We start from the raw sequence: 20,757 nt of genomic DNA, 5'->3' as shown, positions 1-20,757 counted from the left end.
CCCATCAGCCCAGTAAAGCCCCTCCCATTTCCTTTAGACTGGCCGCCCTCAAGCAAGCCTTCAGGACATGGAATGCCAACCCCTCACAGCCCCCTTCGCAACGCCCTGGTCGTTTGGTTGTACGCGGCGGCCCTGATGCACCTGCTCGCCGGCGTCATGCTGACGTGGGCGGGTCACTCCGGCTTGCTCGATCACTATCTGAACACCATTGAACAGGCTTTCTGGGGCACCAATGCCGTGCCCGCCACGGCCCACGCACAACAGGTCTGGTGGCTGGCCTTGTTCGGCGCCACATTGCAGAGCTATGGGCTGTACATGCTCGCCCTTGTCCACATCGGTCATCGATTGAAGCGCGCCATGCCCTGGGGTTGGCTGATCGCCGGCATCCTGCTGTGGGCACCCCAGGACATGTGGATTTCCGCCCAGGCACAGGTCTGGTCGCACCTGTGGTTCGACAGCTTCGCACTGCTCGTTTTATTGCCGCCGCTGTTCTGGCTCTATCGCCACGACCGCCGTACCTCCCTGACTGACAACGCGTCGAGTGATTCCAACCATGGCTGATTTTTCACTGCTGGACTGGGCCATCGCCCTGCTGATCGCCCAAGCCATCCTCGGTGCGCTGGACACCCTGTATCACCACGAACTCACCGTCGCCTTGCCCTATCGCCACAGTGCGCGGCTGGAGCTGTCGATCCACGCCCTGCGCTCGTGCTTCTACGGGATCCTGTTCCTGGGCATGGCGCATCTGGCCTTCGAGGGAACGTGGGCGATTGTCATCGCGCTGCTGTTCGCCCTGGAGATTTGCCTGACGCTCTGGGACTTCGTGGTCGAGGACCGCAGCCGCAAGCTGCCGCCCATCGAGCGCATCATGCACACGGTGCTGGCGGTCAACGGCGGGGCCTTCTTCGCGTTGTACGGCGTGCAATTGGCCCAGTGGGCGAGTTTGCCCACCGGCCTGAGCGCGATCGACCTCGGTTGGCGCGGCTGGCTGCTGACCTTGTTCGCCATCGGGGTCACGGCCTCGGGGATTCGCGACGGCTTGGCGGCCTTGCGCATGCAACGCGCCGGCAAGCCGGCCAACCCATTTGCCGGCGGCGCCTACAAGCGCGTGCTGGTCACGGGGGGCACCGGGTTTATCGGCGAGACCCTGGTCAATCAATTGCTCGACGCCGGGCACACGGTCAGCGTGCTGGCTCGCGATCCGTTGAAAGCGGCCTATCTGTTTGACGGCCGCGCCCGCTGCCTGCGTTCGCTGGGCAAGCTGGGCCATGACGAAATGTTCGATGTGGTGATCAACCTGGCGGGTGCCCCGGTGGCCGGGCCGCGTTGGAGTCCCAAGCGCCAGGCGCAACTCATTGCCAGCCGGGTCAACACCACCGAAGCCTTGATGGCCTGGTTGAAAAACGCCCGGCACAAACCGGCGTTGTGGATACAGGCCTCAGCCGTGGGTTTTTACGGCGTGCGTGACGCCACCGAAAGCCTCGATGAAAGCGCCGCCCAGGGCGATGGCTTCATGGCTGAACTCTGTGTGCGTTGGGAAGCCTCCGCCCGGCCTGCCACTGAGTTGGGCGTGCGTCAGGTGGTGATGCGCCTGGGCGTGGTGTTCGGTCCGGGCGGTGCGTTGCTGCCGTTGCTGATTCCGTTTCGCCTGGGGTTCGGCGGGCGCATGGGCGACGGTCGGCAAATCATGAGTTGGGTGCATCGCGATGACGTGATCCAAGTGATCGCCCGAGCCTTCGATGATGAAAGCCTGTGCGGCACCTACAACCTGGTGGCACCGGAGACGGTCAGCCAGGCGTTGTTTGCCGAAAGTGTCGGCAAGGTGCTCAAGCGTCCGGTGTGGTTCCACATTCCTGCCGCGCCAGTGCGCGCCTTGGCCGGCGAGATGGCGCAATTGTTTTTCGACGGCCAGCGGGTGGTGCCCAATCGTCTCGTCGAGGCCGGCTATACGTTCCGTTACCCGACGCTCGACGCCGCCCTGCGCGACTTGGCCTGAGGAGCGCCCATGAGCAAGCCCCGGATGTACCTGCTGGCCGGCAACGGCAGCGCCGCCGATTGGTGGGACGACGCGTTGCCGCATTTTCAACACCACGACGTCGTGCCGCTGGAACTGCCCGGTTTTGGCAACAACCCCCACGCTCCTTGCGAAGACCTGGCGGCCTACGCGCAGGCGTTGCTGGCGGCAACGGACAAGGGCAGCGCGATCATGGCGGTCGGGGTCAACGCCTTGCTGGTGCTGCACGCCTTGCAACGGCAACCGGGACACTTTTGCCGCAGCGTGTTGCTGGCGCCGGTGGGCGCGTTTTTGTGGCAGCGGCGACTGCCGGCATTGATGTCGCCGCTGCCGATTCGAAAGACCATTCATTGGCTGCTGGCGAACAAGCCGACGCTGTTTGCCCACAAGTTCTCCAGCCAGGCCTGGACGCCCGCGCAATACCAGCGCATGGGCGCCGGCTACGCTCGTTGCCGAGCCTTTGTGCCGCACTGGGACCTGGTGCGTGCCGACACCGCGTTGCCATTGCTGGAATGGATCACCGACCCGGTCGAACTGGTGTGGGGCGATCAGGACAAGGTATTGGGCATTGCGCAGGCGGCGGCCTGGTCGGCCATTCTGGCCCGTGCCGACTTGACCATCAGCCTGAAGCCCGGTTGGGGCCACTACCCGTGGATCGACTCGCCCGCTGAATTCACGGCATGGCTGGAGTCTGGCGAGCGTGGTTTTGTCGCGCATACCAAAGGCGGCCGCTTGCGTCTCGCGGCGCTGGCGGGGCAGCCGGTGCCGGCGGCGCTGTCGCTCAACCACTGCGATGATCCGCGCCTGCGGGGTTTTTTGGACGGCCAGCCGGACGCTACCTGGGCGGTGCGCTCCTCCAGTTACCGCGAGGACCAGGCCGATGCGGCCAACGCCGGCTTGAGCACCACGTTCCTGCGCGAGCCGACGCACAACGTGCCGGCGCGCATTGCCGAGCTGAGTACGGCGGGTGTCGAGGAAGTGGTGGTGCAGCGTTTCATCGCGCCACGGCTGTCGGGGATCGCGTTCGTGCGTCACCTGTCCGTTGAGCTGGAATGGGTCGAGGGGCACCTGGAGTCGTTGGCCGATGGCCAAGTGAGCCCCGAGCGGGCGGTTATTTCCCGCCTCGGCGAGGCATGGAACAGTGGCACGTTCAAGCCAGTCCACGGCCTGACCCCCGAGGCGCTATGGCGCTTTCTGCAAGGCGTACTACGGGTCTTTCACTACGTGCCCGGCGACGTCGAATGGGCCTGGGACGGCAGCCAACTGTGGCTGCTGCAATATCGGCCGATCAGCGACTACGGCTGGCGCCGCCACCTGACCGCTGCCAACATCGCCGAGATCCTGCCGCCCCGACCCAGTGTGTTGGTGGAGTACGCCCAGCGTCGCGCGGCGGCAAGCATTCCGGCGATCATGGCGCGTTGGGATTCGCGGGTACTGCAGGACAACGAGCCCTTCACGGCAGTGTTTGGCGGCGCTTCGTACATCAACAATGACCTGTTTCTCGCCCGGCTGGTCGACTGGGGCATCAGCGCCAGCAGCTACGCCGGCGAGGTCGGCGGCGCGACACCGCACCTGCCTTGGCGGCCACTGCGCCTGATGCGTTCGCTGCCGTTGTTCCTGCGCATGCAACGCATCGCCCGCGGGCACTTGTTGACGCTGGAAAACGGCTTGCGACGTTTTGACCGAGAGCTGCGCGAACTGACCGAACAAGGCGCCGACGGCCAGCAACTGGCCGACTGGTTTACCCGCTTTTACGTGTTCGTAGTGCAGGGCAACCTGTGCATCGCCAGCGCCTTGGCCAGCAGTGGCGGCGACTGGCTGGGGCGGCCACCGACCGCCTATGACAACCTTGAACACAGCCCTCATCGGCTGCCGTGGGAAACCGATCCGGCGACACCACGCCCGGCGCCGATCGCGCTACCGTTGCAGGCCTATCCACAATGGCCCCTGGCGATTCGCTTGGCCCATGGCGCCGGCCTGCCGGGGCTGCGCGGTTATTACTTGCAAGTGCGCGAGTGGTATCGCGACAACCTGATGCGGATTTTCTTTCGCTTGCATCACGCCATGCCCGCCGCTGACCAGGCGCATTGGTTCGCCCCGCACCCGGATATCCGCAGCCGTGACGGCAGCTTCTGGCAGGACGGTCGTGAAGGCACCGAGCAGGCGAGTGGTTTCTTGATTTACCCGGGGCAGGCTCAAGGTATTTTGGGCGAGGACATCCTGTTGGAGGACACCCTGGACCCTGGTCGCCACGCCCACTATCAAAGCGCCCGTGCGGTGATCGCGCGCATGGGTGGCCGCCTGTCCCACGGCTCGACGCTGCTGCGTGAATTGCGCAAACCTTCGGCGGTATTGCCTCAGGTTGATGTGGGGTGGTTGGGGCGCGAGGTGGTGTATTGCGATGGGGTGTTGAGGTTGGTGGAGTAGGCAGCGCGATGATCCGTCGATCACAGAACCTGTGGCGAGGGAGCTTGCTCCCGCTGGGTTGCGCAGCAACCCCAAGCAATTTGAATGCGATCTGCCTGATACACCGAGGCGTTAGGGTTTGGGACTGCTGCGCAGTCCAGCGGGAGCAAGCTCCCTCGCCACAAGGAGTGCGTTCAACTCTGGAGCTGTTCTCAATCCCCAGAAACGAAAAAACCGGCCGAAGCCGGTGTTTTCACCCCAACGGCCAGAGAACTTAATCTCTGCGTACAGGGTTGAGCAGTGAGCGAATCCTAAGTTGAAGAAATCGCGAGATCAACACCACCGTTGCCACAGAGATTTCCCCCTCTTCACCGCTACTCCCTTGACGCCCCCCACCGCTGTCGTAGACTCCGCCCATCCGTCAGGGAGTAACGGTCATGCGACGTTTGAGCAGTTGGGTTGTGGGATTGGCCTTCATAACGTGCGGGGTCCAGGCGCAAACGCCGGCTTCCGACGATCCGTTGCTGGAGAGCAACGTCTCGGCCAGTGTGTCGGGAAACGAGGCGCGTGGCGTGCTTCGGGCGCGGGACCAGGCAGTGTTGGCCAGCGAGTTGGCCGGGCGGATTGTCGAGTTGCCGTTCAGCGAGGGCGAGTCGTTCAAGAAGGGTGACACCCTGGCGCGTTTCGATTGTTCGGCCTATCAGGCCCAGCTCAATGCGGCCCAGGCGGCCAGCCGTGGTGCCGGTGAAGAGCTGGCCCATAACCGGCAGTTGGCGGCGTTGAAATCCGTTGGGCGTTTCGAGGTGTCGCGGGCCGAGGCGCGCCTCAGCGAGGCCCAGGCGCAATCCCAGGTCTACCAGGTGCAGGTCAAGCGTTGCAGCGTGATCGCGCCGTTCGATGGACAGGTGGTGGCGCGCAAGGTCCAGCGTTATGAAAGCGTCGCGGCCGGCGCGCCATTGCTGGATGTGGTCGATAACCGCACCCTGGAGATTCACCTGCTGGTGCCTTCACGCTGGATGGACCGGCTCAAGCCCGGCCAGCCCTTTACCTTCGTCCCCGATGAAACCGGCAAGCCGTTGCAAGCGACGGTCAAGCGCCTGGGCGCGCGCATCGACGAGGGCAGCCAGACGCTGCTGCTGGTGGCGAACGTGCCGGATGCCAGCGGCCTGCTGTCCGGCATGAGCGGCACGGCGCGTTTCTCGGAGTCGAAGTGAACGCGCCAGTGACGGGCAGTACCGAGCAGGTGTTCGCCCGCTTCCTCGATCTGGAGCGCCAGACGAGGGCTGCGCGTACACCGGAGCAGCTGAGTTACAGCCTGGTCAACGACGGCCAGGCGCTGTTCGGCTTTCGCCACGCCGCGTTGTTGATCGCCGGCAAGGTCCAGGCCGTGACCGGGGTCAGTACCGTGGAACCGAACGCGCCGTTCGTGGCGTTTGTCGAGCAGGCGGTGGCGCAGTTGTTCAAGCTGGGCCTGTTGAACCAGGCCCGGGTGATCGCCGCCGATGGGGTGAGCGAATCCATCCGGGCAGACTGGCGCAGCCTGTCGGCCGGGCAAGTGTTCTGGCTGCCGTTGATCGATCATCAGGGCCAGGTGTTCGGCGGTTTGTGGTTGGCCCGCGACCTGCCATGGACTCCGCCGGAGCAAGTGCTGTTGTCGCAACTGGGCGACACCTACAGCCATGCGTGGTTGGCGTTGCAACCGCGCAAGCCATGGCGCCTGCGCTGGACACGCAAGCGCCAGGTGGCGCTGGTGGCGCTGTTGCTGCTGGGCTTGCTGATCCCGGTGCGCCAGTCCGTGTTGGCCCCGGCCGAAGTGGTGCCGCTGGGCGGGCAAGTGGTGGCGGCGCCGTTGGATGGGGTGATCGCCGAGTTCCTGGTCAAGCCCAACCAGAGCGTCAAGAACGGCGACCTGTTGTTGCGTTTCGAAAGTACCAGTCTCAAGGCCCAGGCCGATGTGGCCGAGCGGGCGTTGGGCGTGGCCGAGGCCGAACTCAAGGCCAATTCCCAGCGCTCGTTTGCCGACGCTGAATCCAGTTCCAAGATTGACCTGCTGGCTGCCCGCGTCGAGCAGAAGCGCGCCGAGCGCAACTACGCACTTGAACTGCTCAAGCGCAGCGAAGTGCGCGCCGAGCGGGATGGCATCGCGGTGTTTGCCGACGCTGAGCGCTGGCTCGGCAAGCCCGTGCAGACCGGTGAACGGCTGATGGAAATCGCCGATCCAAACCAGGCCGAGTTACGCATTGAATTGGCGGTGGGTGACGCGATTGCCTTGGAGCCCGGTGCGCAAGTGGCGTTGTTTCTCGACAGCGACCCGTTGCAGCGGCACCTGGCCCGGCTCGAACGTTCGGCCTATGAAGCGCAGCCTACCGCCGCCGGCCAACTGGCGTATCGATTGGATGCGCGTTTCGATGCCACGGCGCCGCGCATTGGCCTGCGAGGCACGGCGAAGGTCTTCGGCGACCGTGCCCCGCTGGCGTTGTACCTGCTGCGGCGGCCGCTGGCCGGCCTGCGCCAGAGCGTAGGCCTGTAGCATGGACTTGCCAAGCCTGCGGCCGGACCTGCAACTGTCCCCGGCGGCCTCAGACCCGGACGGTTCGCCGCAGTGGACCTTGGCCGATCCGGTGCGTGGACGCTACTTCAAGCTGGGCGCGGCGGCGATGCGCATGTTGCGGCACTGGTCCCTGGGCGATCCGGAACAGGTACTGCAGGCCGCGAACCGCGAGCCGGGCCTGCCGCTCAATGGCGAATCGCTGGAGCAGTTGCTGGGCTTCTTGCGTGGTCATGACCTGATCAGCGCGATGGACCCGCAACAGCGTGACAGTTATCTGTTCAAGACCGCCGCGCAACGCCAGAGCGTGTGGCAGATCCTGCTGCATCAATACCTGTTTTTTCGCATTCCGCTGTGGCGCCCGGACGTCTTTCTCAATCGGGCCTGGCCCTGGTTGGCGCGGTTCGGCCCTGGGATCCTGCGTTATGGCCTGCCGCTGACCCTGGGTCTCGGCATCTTCCTGGTGTCGCGGGACTGGCAGCGATTCGTCGCGACATTTCCACACCTGTTCAGCCTGGGCGGTGCGCTGGCGTTCGGGGCGGCGTTGCTCTTCGCCAAGCTGTGCCACGAGTTCGGCCATGCCTTCATGGCCAAGCGCGCCGGTTGCCGGGTACAGAGCATGGGCGTGGCGTTCATGGTGCTGTTGCCGATGTTCTATACCGACGTCAGCGACGCCTGGCGGATCAGGGATCGCCGCGCACGGTTGCTGATCGGTGCCGGTGGGGTGCTGGCCGAATTGCTGCTGGCGTGCATCGCGCTGCTGGCCTGGTCGCTGTTGCCCGACGGGCCGGCACGTACCGCGGCGTTCATGTTGGCCAGCGCCACCTGGATCACCACGTTGATCATCAACCTGAACCCCTTCATGCGCTTCGACGGGTATTTCCTGCTCAGTGATTTCTGGGCGGTGGATAACCTTCAGGGGCGGGCGTTTGCCCTGTGTCGCTGGCGCCTGCGCGAAGCCTTGTTCGGGTATGGCGCGGCGGCGCCGGAACCCTGGTCGCCGAAGATGCGTCGGCGTTTGCTGGTGTGGGGTTATGGCTCGTGGCTGTGGCGGGCATTGTTGTTTTTCGGGATTGCCTTGGCGGTCTATCACCTGTTCTTCAAGGTGCTGGGCATTTTTCTAATGATGGTGGAATTGGTGTGGTTCATTTTCATGCCCATCGTGAATGAGTGGCGGCAATGGTGGAGTCGTCGTGAGCAAGCCCACGGCGGGCGGATGCTCCTGAGTGGCCTGGTGTTGCTGGCGCTGCTGCTGGTGTTGCTGCTCCCCTGGCGCAGCGCGGTGGAAGTGCCGGCCATGCTCGAGGCCGGGCGCGCCAGTGCCTTGCATGCGCCGGTGGCGGCGCGGGTCAAGCAGGTGAATGTGCACGACGGCCAGACCGTGGCCCAGGGCGATGTGCTGATTGAGTTGGAGTCGCCGGACATGGCGTCGCGCCTGGCCATTGTGCGCCGGGAAATCGAGATCCAGCAGTTGCAGATGCGCCGTCAGGCCGGGCGCAGCGAAACCGCCGCCGATGCCGGCATCGTCGAACAGCAACTGGCCGAAGCGGTGGCCGAGTACCGCGGCCTGGTGGCCCAGCGCGAACGGCTGTTGTTGCGTGCGCCCCATGCCGGTCAGGTGCGCGATGTGTTGCCGCAACTGTCGATAGGGCGCTGGTTGTCACCCACACAGGCGCTGGCGCGGGTGGTGCAGACCGATTCGCGGTTGCGCGGCTACCTCACCGAAGCCGAGCTTTGGCGGGTCGGGCCGGGTGCCACGGGCCGGTTCATCGCTGACGACCCGATGCACACGTCGATGGCCGTGCGGTTGAATGAAATCGACACCAACGGCGTGGCCTGGGTCGAACAGCAAGCGTTGACGTCCGACCATCACGGGCCGATTGCGGTGCGCCGCGACTCGCAACAACGGGCCGAGCCGGTGCAGGCGCAATACGGCGTGCGCCTGAGTACGGTGGACGCCACGTCCGCTCCGGTGCAACCGCTGCGTGGCGTGGCGGTGTTGCAGGGCGAGGGCGAGTCGGTGTTGGGAGCGGCCTGGCGTCGGTTGGCGGCGTTGGGTGTCAGGGAAAGCGGGTTCTAGGCCTAGGGGGCAAGCATGGATTCGGTGGCGGCAGAGGGGTTGGTGGTGCGTCCATCGCGGATCAGCGATGGTCCGTTCCTGCAGGGCCTGTACCAGGCGGCGCGGCCGGACCTGCAATGGATCGACGGCGAACATGAACAGGTACAGCAGGTGATTGCCCAGCAGTTCCAGGTGCAGGAGCAAGGGTTGGGCGAGAACTTCCCCAACGCCATGCATTACGTCGTGGAAAAACTCGGCACTGCGATTGGCGCCCTGAGCACGGATTTTGGCCCCAATGAGATTCGCGTGCTGTATCTGGCCTTCATCCCGCAGGCCCGTGGCCAGGGCTATGGCCGGGCGGTGTTGCAAGGGGTGCAGAAAGCCGCGCAACAGATCCGCTGCCCGGTGGCGACCGTGGTCTGGGCCAGCAACCCCCACGCCCGTCGGCACTACCTGGCGCTGGGCTTCGAAGTGCAAGAGCGCAACCCGGCGGCGGAGCGGTTGGTCTGGTATCCGAAAGGCGACTGAATGACGCCGTACCCCTGTGGGAGCGAGCTTGCTCGCGAAGGCGATCTTCCATCCATCCGGAACCCGTGGCGAGGGAGCTTGCTCCCGCTGGCCTGCGAAGCAGGCCCTCTGTCTTTCTCCAGTCGGACAGTTTTGCAGGTTTTGCGACTGCTTCGCAGCCGAGCGGGAGCAAGCTCCCTCGCCACAGGTTCCGGGTCGTCTGGGCTGACGCCATCGCGAGCAAGCTCGCTACCACAGTTTGAAATGAGTCCAGTCAGTTAAACGCAATATAGAAATACCCCAGCGTCGGATCCCGCCCCATGGGCGGTATCCGTGATACAAACACCCCCTCGATCTTGCCCAGTTCCGGCACTTCCAGAGCGCAGAGTCCGTCGACGAATTCAGTACCTTCCAGGCTGTTGAATTCCACGCTGAACGGCATCCGCGCGGTGTTCGGCATCTTTGCCCGTGGGCTTTCTTCAAGGGTTTCGAAGCGCACCGGCAGGCAGCTGCCGTCGGGGAGGGTCAGGCTGCCGGTCTGGCCCAGCAGCGGTTGGAAATGGCGGCTATGAACCTGTTGCAGCATGTCGACACTCCAAAGGGCCGGAGGACCGCAGCCCTCCGGCGGCTCATCAGTTACGGGACGGGAAGTAGCCTTGAAGGGCGATGCTGAAGTTGATGGCCAGGAACGGGTTCATGACCGTCATCGGCGTGTTGCCGCCCGTGGGGGCGACCGTGCCGTTGACCGTGGTGGTCACGCCTTGCAGCGGCACTGGCGAAGCGCCTATCTGGTCGGAATAGATCGCCGCCGAGCCCGGCCCGGTGCCCGAGGTGCCGATGAACGAGTTGGTGGCCGTGGGCGTATTCACCGGGTTGCTGGCCGGGTTGGCCAACTGCAGGGTAGTGGAAGCGGTGATGCCGGTGAGGGCATGGGTGTGGTTGGGCAGGTTGTTGAGCGTTGCCGTGACGTTTTCGGTGCCGGATATCTCTCCGATGACCCGCGGGGTCAGGCCCAGGCCACTGCCTTGGCCCATGGGCAGGCGACCTTGCAGGTTGGGCAGCATGAAGGTGGTCTGGCCGTTGCCTCCGTAGGTCACGCCGATCAGGGCGAACAAGGTCTGGTACTGGGAAAGGGCAAGCGTCTGCCCGTTGCACAGCGCCCAATCCCTGGGTGCAAAGTTAAAGGCAAACGACTGGATAGTGCCGATGAATACTTCCATAGATTCCTCATCCTGCAGGTGATTGGGTCTTGCAGTGCCCGGACGTGAAGGACAAGAGTGCGATCAGCCCGACTCCTTGATTCCCTGGCCTGGTCACGCACGGCTGAGCGTAGACCGGGATGTTTGATTTTGCCGAGCGAAGCGGGCGGAAAAATGTCGCGACACGGCTTAATCGATTCAGGTTCCCGAGCGACGCTACCGTCCATCCTTTTTTACGGCTTGGGATGAATCTGATATCAAAGTACTACTAGGCGAAGATCGTTTCCTCGGCTACGCTTCGGCTACAAAGGGACTACAAACAAAGGTGAATGGATTGCCGCAGTTTCACTTCATTTCCGGTTTGCCGCGCTCAGGCTCGACCCTGCTTTCTGCCATTTTGTTGCAGAACCCGCGCTTTCATGCCGGCATGACCAGTCCCGTCGGCACGCTGTTCAGCAGCGTCCTGCAGCAATGCAGCGCCGGCAGTGAGTTCGGCTCGGTGATCGACACCGACCTGCGCCGCCGCCTCTTGCGCGGCCTCTTCGATTCCTACTACGCCGACAAAGCCGACAAGCCGGTCATCTTCGACACCAACCGCCAATGGTGTGCTCGCCTGCCAGCCCTGCAGGACCTGTTCCCCCAAGCCAAGACCATCGCTTGCGTGCGCAACGTGGCCTGGGTGCTCGACAGCCTGGAGCGGCTCTACCGCGCCAACCCGTTCGAGAACACCAAGCTGTTCAACGACGATGATGAGCGCAACACCGTCTACAGCCGCTGTGAAACCCTGGCCCAGCGCAACCGCCTGGTGGGGTTCGCCTGGACGGCGCTCAAAGAGGCCTATTACGGCGAGAACGCCGAGTCGCTGCTGATCGTTGACTACGATTTGTTGAGCCAGGCCCCTGAGCGGGTGATGCGCCTGGTGTACGAATTCATCGGCGAGCCCTGGTTCGAACACGATTTCAATCACTTGACCTACGACGCACCGGCCTTCGACCAGGCCTTGGGCGTGGCCGGCCTGCATAAGGTCAAGCCCAAGGTCGCGCCGCAAGCCCGGCGGACCTTGTTGCCGCCGGACCTGTTTGAAAAGTATGCCGAGTTGTCGTTCTGGCGCGATGGGTCAGCAAGCGCCGCCAATGTCATTCGTATGAAAACCGACGCCGCCGTCAGCTGACTGCGGTTTTTTTCATTTGCGTTTCAGAAAGTTCGAGTCCAGGTGATCGTCATGTGGTGGAGCAAAGGCAAATCGCGGGTAACCGAGGGCACACAGACCCTGGCATCGCCAATGATCATGTCCCTGGAACCGCGAATGCTGTTCGACGGCGCGGTGGCGGCCACCGTGGCCGATGCCGCGCAACCGGACACGCAGCCGACCGCTGATGCCGCGAAGGCGCCGACGGCCGACCAGCCTTCCGACAACCATGCGCCTCAAGGTCAGACTGACGCCACCGAGGCTGCCGTCCCAGGCAAGTCTGTGGTGTTCGTCGATTCCCGGGTCAAGGATGCCGCCAGCCTGCTCGAAGGCGTGGCGCCCGGTACCCAGGTGGTGCAACTGGATGCCACCAAGGACGGCTTGCAGCAGATTGCCGATTACTTGGACACCCACCAGGGCGTCAGCTCGGTGCAGATCATCGCCCACGGTAACGCCGGTGATTTGTGGCTGGGCGATAGCTACCTGTCGGCGGACAACGTCCAGGCCCGCAGCGAAGTGCTCGCGCAGATCGGCCAGGACATGAACGCTGGCGGCGATATCCTGATCTATGGCTGCTACACCGCCGAAGGCGAGCGGGGCCTGAGCCTGGTGGATTCACTGGCGCAGTTGACCGGCCGCGACGTGGCGGCGTCCAACGACCGCACCGGCCTGGGCGGCGACTGGGACCTGGAAATCGCCACCGGCAGCATCGAAAGCGCCAACGTGCTCTCGGCCAATGCCATGAGCGAGTATCAATGGGGCCTGGCCACCTGGACCGCTACAAACAACCTCAATAGCGGCGTGGGCTCTCTGCGCGCCGCCTTGTTGTCTGCACAGAGCGGCGACATCGTCACTTTCAATACCAGCATGACCGTCGCCCTGACCCAGGTGCTGGTGGTCGACGAGAACATCACCATTGATGGCGACCTCAATAACGACAACGTCGCCGACGTGACTCTCGACGGTCAGAACCGCACCCAGATACTGCAAGTGACGTCCGGCACCACGGCCACCCTCGATGGCCTGGTGATTACCCGAGGCATGGTGGCAGGCAACGGTGGTAACGGCGGCGACGATGCGCTGGTGTCCCAGGGCGGCGGCATCTATAACGCCGGCACCTTGACCCTGCGCAACGTTACGGTGACTGCGAACGCCGCGTCGGGCGGCGGTGGCGGCGGCGGTGTGACGCCGCAGTACGCCGGTGGCGGCGGTGGTGGCGGTGGCGCGGTCGGTAGCGGTATCGGCGGCAAGGGCGGCGACACGCTCAACTCCACGGGTTCCAATGGCTCGGCCGGGCAGGGCGGCGCGGGTGGCGGCTTCTTCAACATTGGCGGGCGTGGTGGTTCCACCACGGGTGGCGCCGGCGGTGCGGCTTACCCGGGCTACAGCACCGGTTCGGCCGGCGGCACGGCCAGCAGCGGTGGCTTGTCCATCGGCGGTGGCGGCGGCGGTGACGGGTATGACAACTTCGGCGGCGACGGCGGCGGTGCGGTCGGTGGTATCTATAACGACACCGGCGCGACCCTGCGGATCATCGGCAACTCGACCATTTCCAACAACGTCGGCGCCGGCGGTGGCGGTGGTGGCGGCGGGGCGGGCGGTAGCTATCTCCAGGCAGGTGGTGCGGGCGGTGTCGGTGTCGGCGCCATCTGGAACAAGGGCTCGATCCTGATCACTGCCGCCAACTTCGCCGCCCTGGCCGGCAACGTCGGCGGCAGCGGCGTGGGTGGGACGAGTGCGGGCACCGCAGGTGTTTCGCCAGCGTCGGTGGCCAACGTCTACGGCGATGGCGGCACCATCAATACCAACTATGTGCCGGACGAGACGCCGCCCACCGCGACCGTCGTGGTGGCCAATACCAACCTGAACTCCGGCGGCACGTCGACGGTGACCATCACCTTCTCCGAAGCCGTGACCGGCCTCACCGCGGCGGACCTGACGGTGCAGAACGGCACCGTCGGCACCTTGACCACTGGCGACGGCGGCATCACCTGGACCGGTACGTTGACCGCGGCCAGCAACATCGCCGACACCACCAACATCATCACCCTGAACAATACCGGCGTGGCCGACCTGGCTGGCAATGCCGGGGTGGGCACCACCGATTCGAACAATTACATCGTCAACGACACCGTGGCGCCTACGGCGTCCATCGTGGTGAGTGACACGGCCCTCAGGATTGGCGAGACCTCGACAGTCACCATTACTTTCTCCGAGGCCGTCAGCGGTTTCACAGCCGCCGACCTCACCGTCGCCAACGGCACGCTCAGCGGCCTGAGCACCAGCGACGGCGGTATCACCTGGACGGCCACGCTGACGCCGGACGCGCCAGTCACCGATACGTCCAATCTCATTGTCCTGAACAACACGGGCGTGGCGGACCTCAATGGCAACGCCGGCGTGGGCACGACCAACTCCAACAACTACGCCATCGACACGCAACGCCCGACTGCCACCATCGTGGTAGCCGACACCGCGCTGCGTGCTGGGGAAACCTCCGTGGTGACCATCACCTTCAGCGAGGCCGTGAGTGGTTTTACCACCGCCGACCTGACGGTCGCCAATGGCACGGTCACCGGCCTGAGCAGCAGTGACGGCGGCATCACCTGGACCGGGACGCTGACCCCGAGCGCCAGCATCACTGACACCAGCAACCTGATCACCCTGGATAACACCGGCATTGCCGACCTGTCTGGAAACGCCGGCAGCGGCACCACCGACTCAAACAACTACGCCGTCGATACCCAGCGTCCGACCGCTTCCATCGTGGTGGCCGATAACGCGCTGAACATCGGCGAAACGTCCCTGGTCACGATCACCTTCAGCGAGGCCGTCACCGGTTTCACCCTGGCGGACCTGACCGTTGCCAACGGCTCCTTGAGCGGGCTGAGCAGCAGCGACGGCGGCATCACCTGGACCGCGACGCTCACCCCGAGCGCCAGCGTCACCGACGCCACCAACCTGATCATCCTGGCCAATACCGGCGTGGCCGATGCGGCAGGGAACAATGGCAGCGGCACAACCAGCTCCAACAACTACGCGGTCGACACGCAGCGGCCCACTGCTAGCATCGTTGTAGCCGACACCTCCCTGAGCGTCGGCGAAACCTCCCTGGTGACCATTACTTTCAACGAAGCGGTGACCGGCTTTACCACCGCCGACCTGACGGTCGCCAACGGCACGGTCACCGGCCTGAGCAGCGGCGACGGCGGCATTACCTGGACCGGGACGCTCACGCCAAGCGCCAGCACCAGCGACACCAGCAACCTCATCACCCTGGATAACACCGGCGTGAGCGACGCGGCGGGCAATGCTGGCAGCGGCACCACCGACTCCAACAACTACGCCGTCGACACCGCGCGTCCGACCGCCACCGTCGTGGTCGCCGACACGGCCATCGCCGTGGGCGAAACCTCGGTGGTGACCATCACCTTCAGCGAGGCGGTGACCGGTTTCACCCTGGCGGACCTGAGTGTCACCAACGGCAGCCTGAGCGGCCTGAGCACCAGCGACAACATTACCTACACCGCGACTTTTACGCCGAGCGCGGGCGTCAGCGATGCCTCCAACCTGATCACCCTCAATAACACGGGGGTGGTGGACGGCGCGGGCAATACCGGCAGCGGCACCACCGACTCCAACAACTACGCCGTCGATACCCAGCGTCCGACCGCTACCATCGTGGTGGCCGACACGGCGCTGAGCGTCGGCGAAACGTCGCTGGTGACCATTACCTTCAGCGAGGCGGTCAGCGGTTTCGACAATTCGGACCTGAGCGTAGCCAACGGCACGCTGAGTGCGGTCAGCAGCAGCGATGGCGGCATCACCTGGACCGCGACGTTCACGCCCAGCCTCGGGGTCACCGACGTCTCCAACCTCATTGTCCTGAACAACACCGGGATCAACGATGGGGCGGGCAACACCGGCACCGGCACGACCAGTTCCAACAACTACGCCATCGACACCAACGTGCCGACCGCCACGGTGGTGGTGGCCGATTCGTCCCTGAGCATCGGTGAAACCACCGTGGTCACCGTGACCTTCAACTCGGCGGTCAGCGGGTTCGACAATGCGGACCTGACCGTCAGCAACGGCACCCTGAGCACCATGAGCAGCACCGACGGCGGCGTCACCTGGACGGCCACGTTCACGCCGAGCGCGAGCATTTCCGATACCAGCAACGTCATTACCCTGGACAACACTGGCTTGATCAACGGCGCGGGCAATGCCGGTGTGGGGACTACCGACTCGAACAACTACGCGGTCGACACGGTGCGTCCAACCGCGACCATCGTCGTGGCCGACACGGCCGTTGCCGCTGGCGAGACTTCGCTGGTGACCATCACCTTCAGCGAGGCCGTGACGGCGTTCACCAGTGCCGACCTGACGGTCGCCAACGGCGTGATCTCAGGGTTGAGCAGCAGCGACGGCGGCATCACCTGGACCGCGACCTTCACGCCGACCGCTGGCGTCACGGACACCAGTAACGTCATCTCGCTCAACAGTGGCGGCATCGTCGACCTGGCCGGCAACGTCAACGTCGGCGGCACCGACTCCAACAACTACGCACTGGACACTGAACGTCCCACCGCAACGATCGTGCTGGCCGATTCCAACCTCAGTGTCGGTGAGACCTCGTTGGTGACCATCACCTTCTCCGAGGCGGTCAGCGGTTTCGACAATTCGGACCTGAGCGTTGCCAACGGCACACTCAGCGCTGTCAGCAGCAGCGATGGCGGCCTGACCTGGACCGCGACTTTCACGCCGACCCTCGGCGTGCGGGACGCGACCAACCTGATCGTCCTGAACAACAGCGGCGTGAGTGACGCGGCGGGCAACACCGGCACCGGCACGACCAACTCGGCCAACTACGCCATCGACACCCAGGTGCCGACGGCGACCATCGTGGTGGCCGATACGTCCCTGAGCATCGGTGAAACCAGCCAGGTAACCATCACCTTCAACGAAGCAGTGAGCGGTTTCGACAACAGCGACCTGACCATCAGCAACGGCACGCTGAGCAACGTGTCGTCCTCCGACGGCGGCGTTACCTGGACGGCCACGTTCACGCCGAGCGCGAGCATTGCCGACACCAGCAACCTGATCACCCTGGACAATACAGGTGTCGTCAACGTCTCGGGCAACGCCGGCGTCGGCACCACCGATTCGAACAACTACGCCATCGACACCGTGCGCCCGACGGCGACCATTGTCGTCGCCGACACCGCCATTGCCGCCGGCGAGACGTCGTTGGTGACCATCACCTTCAACGAGGCCGTGACGGGCTTCACCGATGCCGACCTGAGCGTCGCCAACGGTACGCTAAGCGGGTTGAGCAGCAGCGACGGCGGCATCACCTGGACCGCGACCTTCACGCCTGCCGCCGGCATCGCTGACACCAGCAATCTCATCACCCTCGCCAACAGCGGCGTCGCCGACCTGGCGGGCAACGCCGGCAGCGGCACCACCGATTCGAACAACTACAGCGTCGACAGCCAGCGTCCGACTGCCACCATTGTGCTGAGCGATTCGGTGTTGAAACCGGGCGAAACTGCCCAGGTGACCATCACCTTCAGCGAGGCGGTGACGGGTTTCAGCAACGCTGACCTGAGCGTGGCCAACGGCACCCTGAGCGCCGTCAGCAGCAGCGACGGCGGCCTGACCTGGACCGCGACGTTCACGCCGACCCTGGGCGTGACCGACGCCACCAACCTGATCACCCTGGACAATACCGGTGTGAGCGATGCGGCCGGCAACGCCGGGACAGGCACGACTGATTCGGCCAACTACGCGGTCGAGACACGCGTCCCGACGGCCACCATCGTGGTGGCTGACAGTGCGCTGCGGATAGGGGAAACCTCGCAGGTCACCATCACCTTCTCGGAAGCGGTCAGCGGTTTCGACAACAGCGACCTGACCATCAGCAACGGCACGCTGAGCAACGTCTCCTCTTCCGACGGCGGCGTCACCTGGACGGCCACCTTCACCCCGACCACCAGCATCACCGACACCAGCAACCTGATCAGCCTGGACACCAGCGGCGTGGTCAACGCCTCGGGCAACAGTGGTGTCGACGTGGTGAACTCCAACAACTACGCGATCGACACGGTTCGTCCAGGCGCGACCATCACCGTCGGCGATACCACCTTGGGCATTGGCCAGAGCACCACCGTGACCATCAGCTTCAGCGAGGCGGTGTCCGGTTTCGACCTGTCGGACCTCAGCGTCGCCAATGGCGTGTTGTCCAACCTCGCCAGCAGTAACGGCGGCCTGACCTGGACGGCGACACTGACGCCGACTGCGGGCGTCAACGATGCCACCAACCTGATTCTGCTCGACGCCAGCACTGTGCAGGACCTGGCCGGCAACGCCGGGGTGGGCATCGCGATTTCCAGCAACTATGCACTCGACGCCACCCGGCCGACGGCGACCATCGTCGTCGCCGATCCGGACCTGACGGTGGGCGAGACGACCCAAGTGACCTTCACCTTCAGCGAAGCGGTGACGGATTTCGACCTGTCGGACCTCAGCGTCACCAACGGTGAACTGACCAACCTGACCACCAGCGACGGCGGCAAGATCTGGACGGCGACATTCACGCCAACGGTGAACCTCACCGACCCGAGCAACTTCATCGCCCTGGACACCAGCAACGTCAGCGACCTGACGGGCAACGCCGGGGCCAGCGTGGCGGTGTCCAACAACTATGCGATCGACACCGTGGTGCCCAACGACGTGAAGCCGCCACCGGAGTTCCTGACGTCCGACCCGGTCACGGTGATCCCGCCGTCCGAGGTGCCGCTGCAACCGATCGTCTTTACCCCGCCGACCGGCAACCTGGGTTCGCCGCTGGGCTTCCCGCCGCTGTTCGAGCAACGGGACGTGGGTGGGGGCCTGCGGCCGATCGGGGATATTTTCATCAACCATGGCGCCCTGGCGCCGAGCTATATCGCCCAGGTGTTCAGCACTGACGCCGCCGGCGACGGTAGCGGCCAGGGGTTCCTGGGCTTTGGTGGGGGTGATGGCGGGGTGTTCGGCAGCAGTACGCTTTCCACCCTGTTCGGCCAGGACTCCGCGTCCGAGGGCGAATCGATGGAGGCCTTCGGTAGCCAGTCGATGCAGGGCGGCGATGTGTCCCAAGGGGTGCGCGGGGTGTTCGGGGCGCCCACCCTGGGTCAGCAACTGCAACAGCTCAAGGACACTGAACAACATCAGGTCGACAGCCTGGCAACCGCGTTACGACAGGTCGGCATCAGCCAAGTGCAGGCCTGAATTCTAAAAAATATTGGGGCAGCCAGGGGCAATCCAGGGAATGAATAGAAGTCAGAAGTTATTCGGTATGAGTGTGCTGGCGTTGGTGGTGAGTGGCTGTGCGGTCACCAGCGATCCGATCGAGCGTAGCGTCAGCGAACAGCGCGCTCGAACCGACCTGCAGAACATGTACAAGGACCAGGAGCCGCTGAGCGGCCCCCTGACCCTGCACCAGGCCATGGCCCGTGCGGTGAAGTACAACCTCGAAGGTCGCTTGAAGATCATGGAGGAAGCCCTGGCCAAGCGTCAGCTGGACCTGGCCAGTTTCGACATGCTGCCGCGCATGGCCCTGGACGCCGGGTACGTGGGCCGTAACAACGTCAGTGCCTCCAGCAGCCAGAGCGTGGAAACCGGTACCCAGTCCCTGGAGCCGTCGACCTCCCAAGACCGTGACCGTGAAGTGGCGGACCTGACCATGGTCTGGAACGTGCTCGATTTCGGTGTCAGCTACATCAGTGCCAAGCAAGCCGGGGACCAGCGGCTGATCGTGCAGGAACGTCGGCGCAAGGTGATCAACACCATCTTCCAGGACGTGCGTTCGGCCTACTGGCGCGCCATGGCCGCCGAGCGCCTGCTCAAGCAGATCGACAGCCTGATGGTCCGGGTCGAGGCGGCACGTGACAACAGCCAGAGCATGAGTGAACAGCGCATCGGCGACCCGGTGCAAGCCCTGGGTTACCAGCGTTCGCTGATCCAGGCCACCCGCCAACTGGAAGAGCAACGCCGGGCGCTGTCCCTGGCCAAGACCGAACTGGCGACGCTGATCAACTTGCCCCTGGGCACCGAGCTGACCCTGGCGACCCAGGATGAATACACCATCCCGGAACTCAAGGTCGACCTGGCTCGTCTCGAACAGGAAGCCCTGGCCAGTCGTCCGGAATTGCGCGAGCAGGATTACCAGACCCGCATCACCGCCGCCGAAACCCGTAAGGCCATGTTGCGCCTGCTGCCGGGGCTGGAGTTTTCCGCCGGCGGGCACTACGACAGCAACTCGTTTTTGGTGGAACAAGGCTGGGCCGACTATGGCGTGAAAATCACCTGGAACCTGTTCAACGTGATCTCCGCCCCGGCGGCCATCGACGTGGCCAAGGCCGGTGAAGAAGTGGCGTCGGCACGGCGTCAGGCGATGTCAATCGCCGTGCTGGCGCAGCTGTACGTGGCCAATGCCAACTATCGTGAAGCCCTGCGCCAGTTCAAGACCAGCCAGCAACTGTCGGACATCGATGGGCAGATTGTCGGTCAATTGCGTAGCCGTCACCAGGCTGCCGGCATTGGCGAATTGGACCTGATCCAGGGTGAACTGAACACCTTGCAGGCCGACCTGCGTCGGGACTTGGCTTATGCCGACCTGCGCAACGCCTACGGGCAGATCTTTGCCAGCGCCGGCCTCGATCCACTGCCGAACGAAGTGCAATCGACCGAGGTCCAGTCGATTGCCACGGCGCTGGCCAACCGCGAAGCGGCCTGGGCCCAGGGTGATATCACGCTGCCGAAGCCTGCCACGGTGACTCAATAACCGGGCGC

At 64.4% G+C, this 20,757-nt stretch carries 12 protein-coding genes; 10 read left to right on the top strand and 2 right to left on the bottom strand.

The window, feature by feature from the left end; translation table 11 throughout:
- The first annotated feature begins 72 nt into the window (after nt 1-72).
- The 7 genes from J3P88_RS29215 (at nt 73) to J3P88_RS29185 (ending at nt 9,555) form a co-directional block, all read left to right on the top strand.
- The gene (locus tag J3P88_RS29215) at nt 73-561 is read left to right on the top strand and encodes a cell division protein (RefSeq protein WP_434573145.1); all 489 of its coding nucleotides are present in this window, start codon (nt 73-75) and stop codon (nt 559-561) included.
- Nucleotides 554-1,996 (top strand): TIGR01777 family oxidoreductase, encoded by a 1,443-nt coding sequence (locus J3P88_RS29210; protein ID WP_434573143.1) that lies wholly within the window; start codon nt 554-556, stop codon nt 1,994-1,996. The genes J3P88_RS29215 and J3P88_RS29210 overlap by 8 nt, the downstream gene beginning before the upstream one ends.
- 9 nt (nt 1,997-2,005) lie before the next feature.
- Nucleotides 2,006-4,441 carry an alpha/beta hydrolase gene (locus J3P88_RS29205; RefSeq protein ID WP_434573141.1) on the top strand — a complete coding sequence of 812 codons (2,436 nt, stop codon included), beginning with the start codon at nt 2,006-2,008 and terminating at the stop codon, nt 4,439-4,441.
- A gap of 416 nt (nt 4,442-4,857) precedes the next feature.
- Entirely contained in the window at nt 4,858-5,634 is a 777-nt protein-coding gene (locus J3P88_RS29200; protein ID WP_434573139.1) for an efflux RND transporter periplasmic adaptor subunit, read from the top strand.
- The gene (locus tag J3P88_RS29195) at nt 5,631-6,950 is read left to right on the top strand and encodes an HlyD family efflux transporter periplasmic adaptor subunit (protein ID WP_186709461.1); all 1,320 of its coding nucleotides are present in this window, start codon (nt 5,631-5,633) and stop codon (nt 6,948-6,950) included. The genes J3P88_RS29200 and J3P88_RS29195 overlap by 4 nt, the downstream gene beginning before the upstream one ends.
- A gap of 1 nt (nt 6,951) precedes the next feature.
- Nucleotides 6,952-9,048 (top strand): biotin/lipoyl-binding protein, encoded by a 2,097-nt coding sequence (locus tag J3P88_RS29190; RefSeq protein WP_434573136.1) that lies wholly within the window; start codon nt 6,952-6,954, stop codon nt 9,046-9,048.
- Nucleotides 9,049-9,063: 15 nt separating this feature from the next.
- On the top strand, nt 9,064-9,555 hold the full coding sequence (locus J3P88_RS29185; protein ID WP_434573134.1) for a GNAT family N-acetyltransferase: 492 nt from the start codon (nt 9,064-9,066) through the stop codon (nt 9,553-9,555).
- Nucleotides 9,556-9,808: 253 nt separating this feature from the next.
- Here J3P88_RS29185 and J3P88_RS29180 read toward each other — a convergent pair whose 3' ends face one another.
- Together J3P88_RS29180 and J3P88_RS29175 are read right to left on the bottom strand one after the other, a co-directional pair.
- Nucleotides 9,809-10,120, bottom strand: coding sequence for a DUF6916 family protein (locus J3P88_RS29180; protein WP_250964233.1), 312 nt, complete (start codon nt 10,118-10,120; stop codon nt 9,809-9,811).
- A gap of 46 nt (nt 10,121-10,166) precedes the next feature.
- Entirely contained in the window at nt 10,167-10,754 is a 588-nt protein-coding gene (locus J3P88_RS29175) for a phage tail protein (RefSeq protein WP_411386161.1), read from the bottom strand.
- A 304-nt stretch (nt 10,755-11,058) separates the two neighbouring features.
- Between J3P88_RS29175 and J3P88_RS29170 the strand changes: the two genes are divergently transcribed.
- From J3P88_RS29170 to J3P88_RS29160, 3 genes are read left to right on the top strand one after another with little or no spacing between them, the layout of a single operon-like run.
- Nucleotides 11,059-11,904, top strand: a complete 846-nt coding sequence (locus J3P88_RS29170; protein WP_053117203.1) for a sulfotransferase family protein — start codon at nt 11,059-11,061, stop codon at nt 11,902-11,904.
- A gap of 51 nt (nt 11,905-11,955) precedes the next feature.
- Nucleotides 11,956-19,194, top strand: coding sequence for an Ig-like domain-containing protein (locus J3P88_RS29165; protein WP_434573131.1), 7,239 nt, complete (start codon nt 11,956-11,958; stop codon nt 19,192-19,194).
- 40 nt (nt 19,195-19,234) lie between these two features.
- Entirely contained in the window at nt 19,235-20,749 is a 1,515-nt protein-coding gene (locus tag J3P88_RS29160; RefSeq protein ID WP_434573129.1) for a TolC family protein, read from the top strand.
- Nucleotides 20,750-20,757: the final 8 nt, after the last annotated feature.

This window comes from Pseudomonas sp. Z3-6 (genome assembly GCF_051131985.1).
Lineage (GTDB): Bacteria > Pseudomonadota > Gammaproteobacteria > Pseudomonadales > Pseudomonadaceae > Aquipseudomonas > Aquipseudomonas zanjanensis.
Note: the sequence above shows the minus strand (reverse complement) of the source record. Positions and strands in the feature narration are given on the sequence as shown.

Coding starts and splice junctions, on each gene's coding strand:
- J3P88_RS29215 (WP_434573145.1), top strand. CDS start 73: ATGCCAACCCCTCACAGCCCCCTTCGCAACGCCCTGGTCGTTTGGTTG.
- J3P88_RS29185 (WP_434573134.1), top strand. CDS start 9,064: ATGGATTCGGTGGCGGCAGAGGGGTTGGTGGTGCGTCCATCGCGGATC.
- J3P88_RS29205 (WP_434573141.1), top strand. CDS start 2,006: ATGAGCAAGCCCCGGATGTACCTGCTGGCCGGCAACGGCAGCGCCGCC.
- J3P88_RS29160 (WP_434573129.1), top strand. CDS start 19,235: ATGAATAGAAGTCAGAAGTTATTCGGTATGAGTGTGCTGGCGTTGGTG.
- J3P88_RS29175 (WP_411386161.1), bottom strand. CDS start 10,754: ATGGAAGTATTCATCGGCACTATCCAGTCGTTTGCCTTTAACTTTGCA.
- J3P88_RS29210 (WP_434573143.1), top strand. CDS start 554: ATGGCTGATTTTTCACTGCTGGACTGGGCCATCGCCCTGCTGATCGCC.
- J3P88_RS29190 (WP_434573136.1), top strand. CDS start 6,952: ATGGACTTGCCAAGCCTGCGGCCGGACCTGCAACTGTCCCCGGCGGCC.
- J3P88_RS29200 (WP_434573139.1), top strand. CDS start 4,858: ATGCGACGTTTGAGCAGTTGGGTTGTGGGATTGGCCTTCATAACGTGC.
- J3P88_RS29180 (WP_250964233.1), bottom strand. CDS start 10,120: ATGCTGCAACAGGTTCATAGCCGCCATTTCCAACCGCTGCTGGGCCAG.
- J3P88_RS29165 (WP_434573131.1), top strand. CDS start 11,956: ATGTGGTGGAGCAAAGGCAAATCGCGGGTAACCGAGGGCACACAGACC.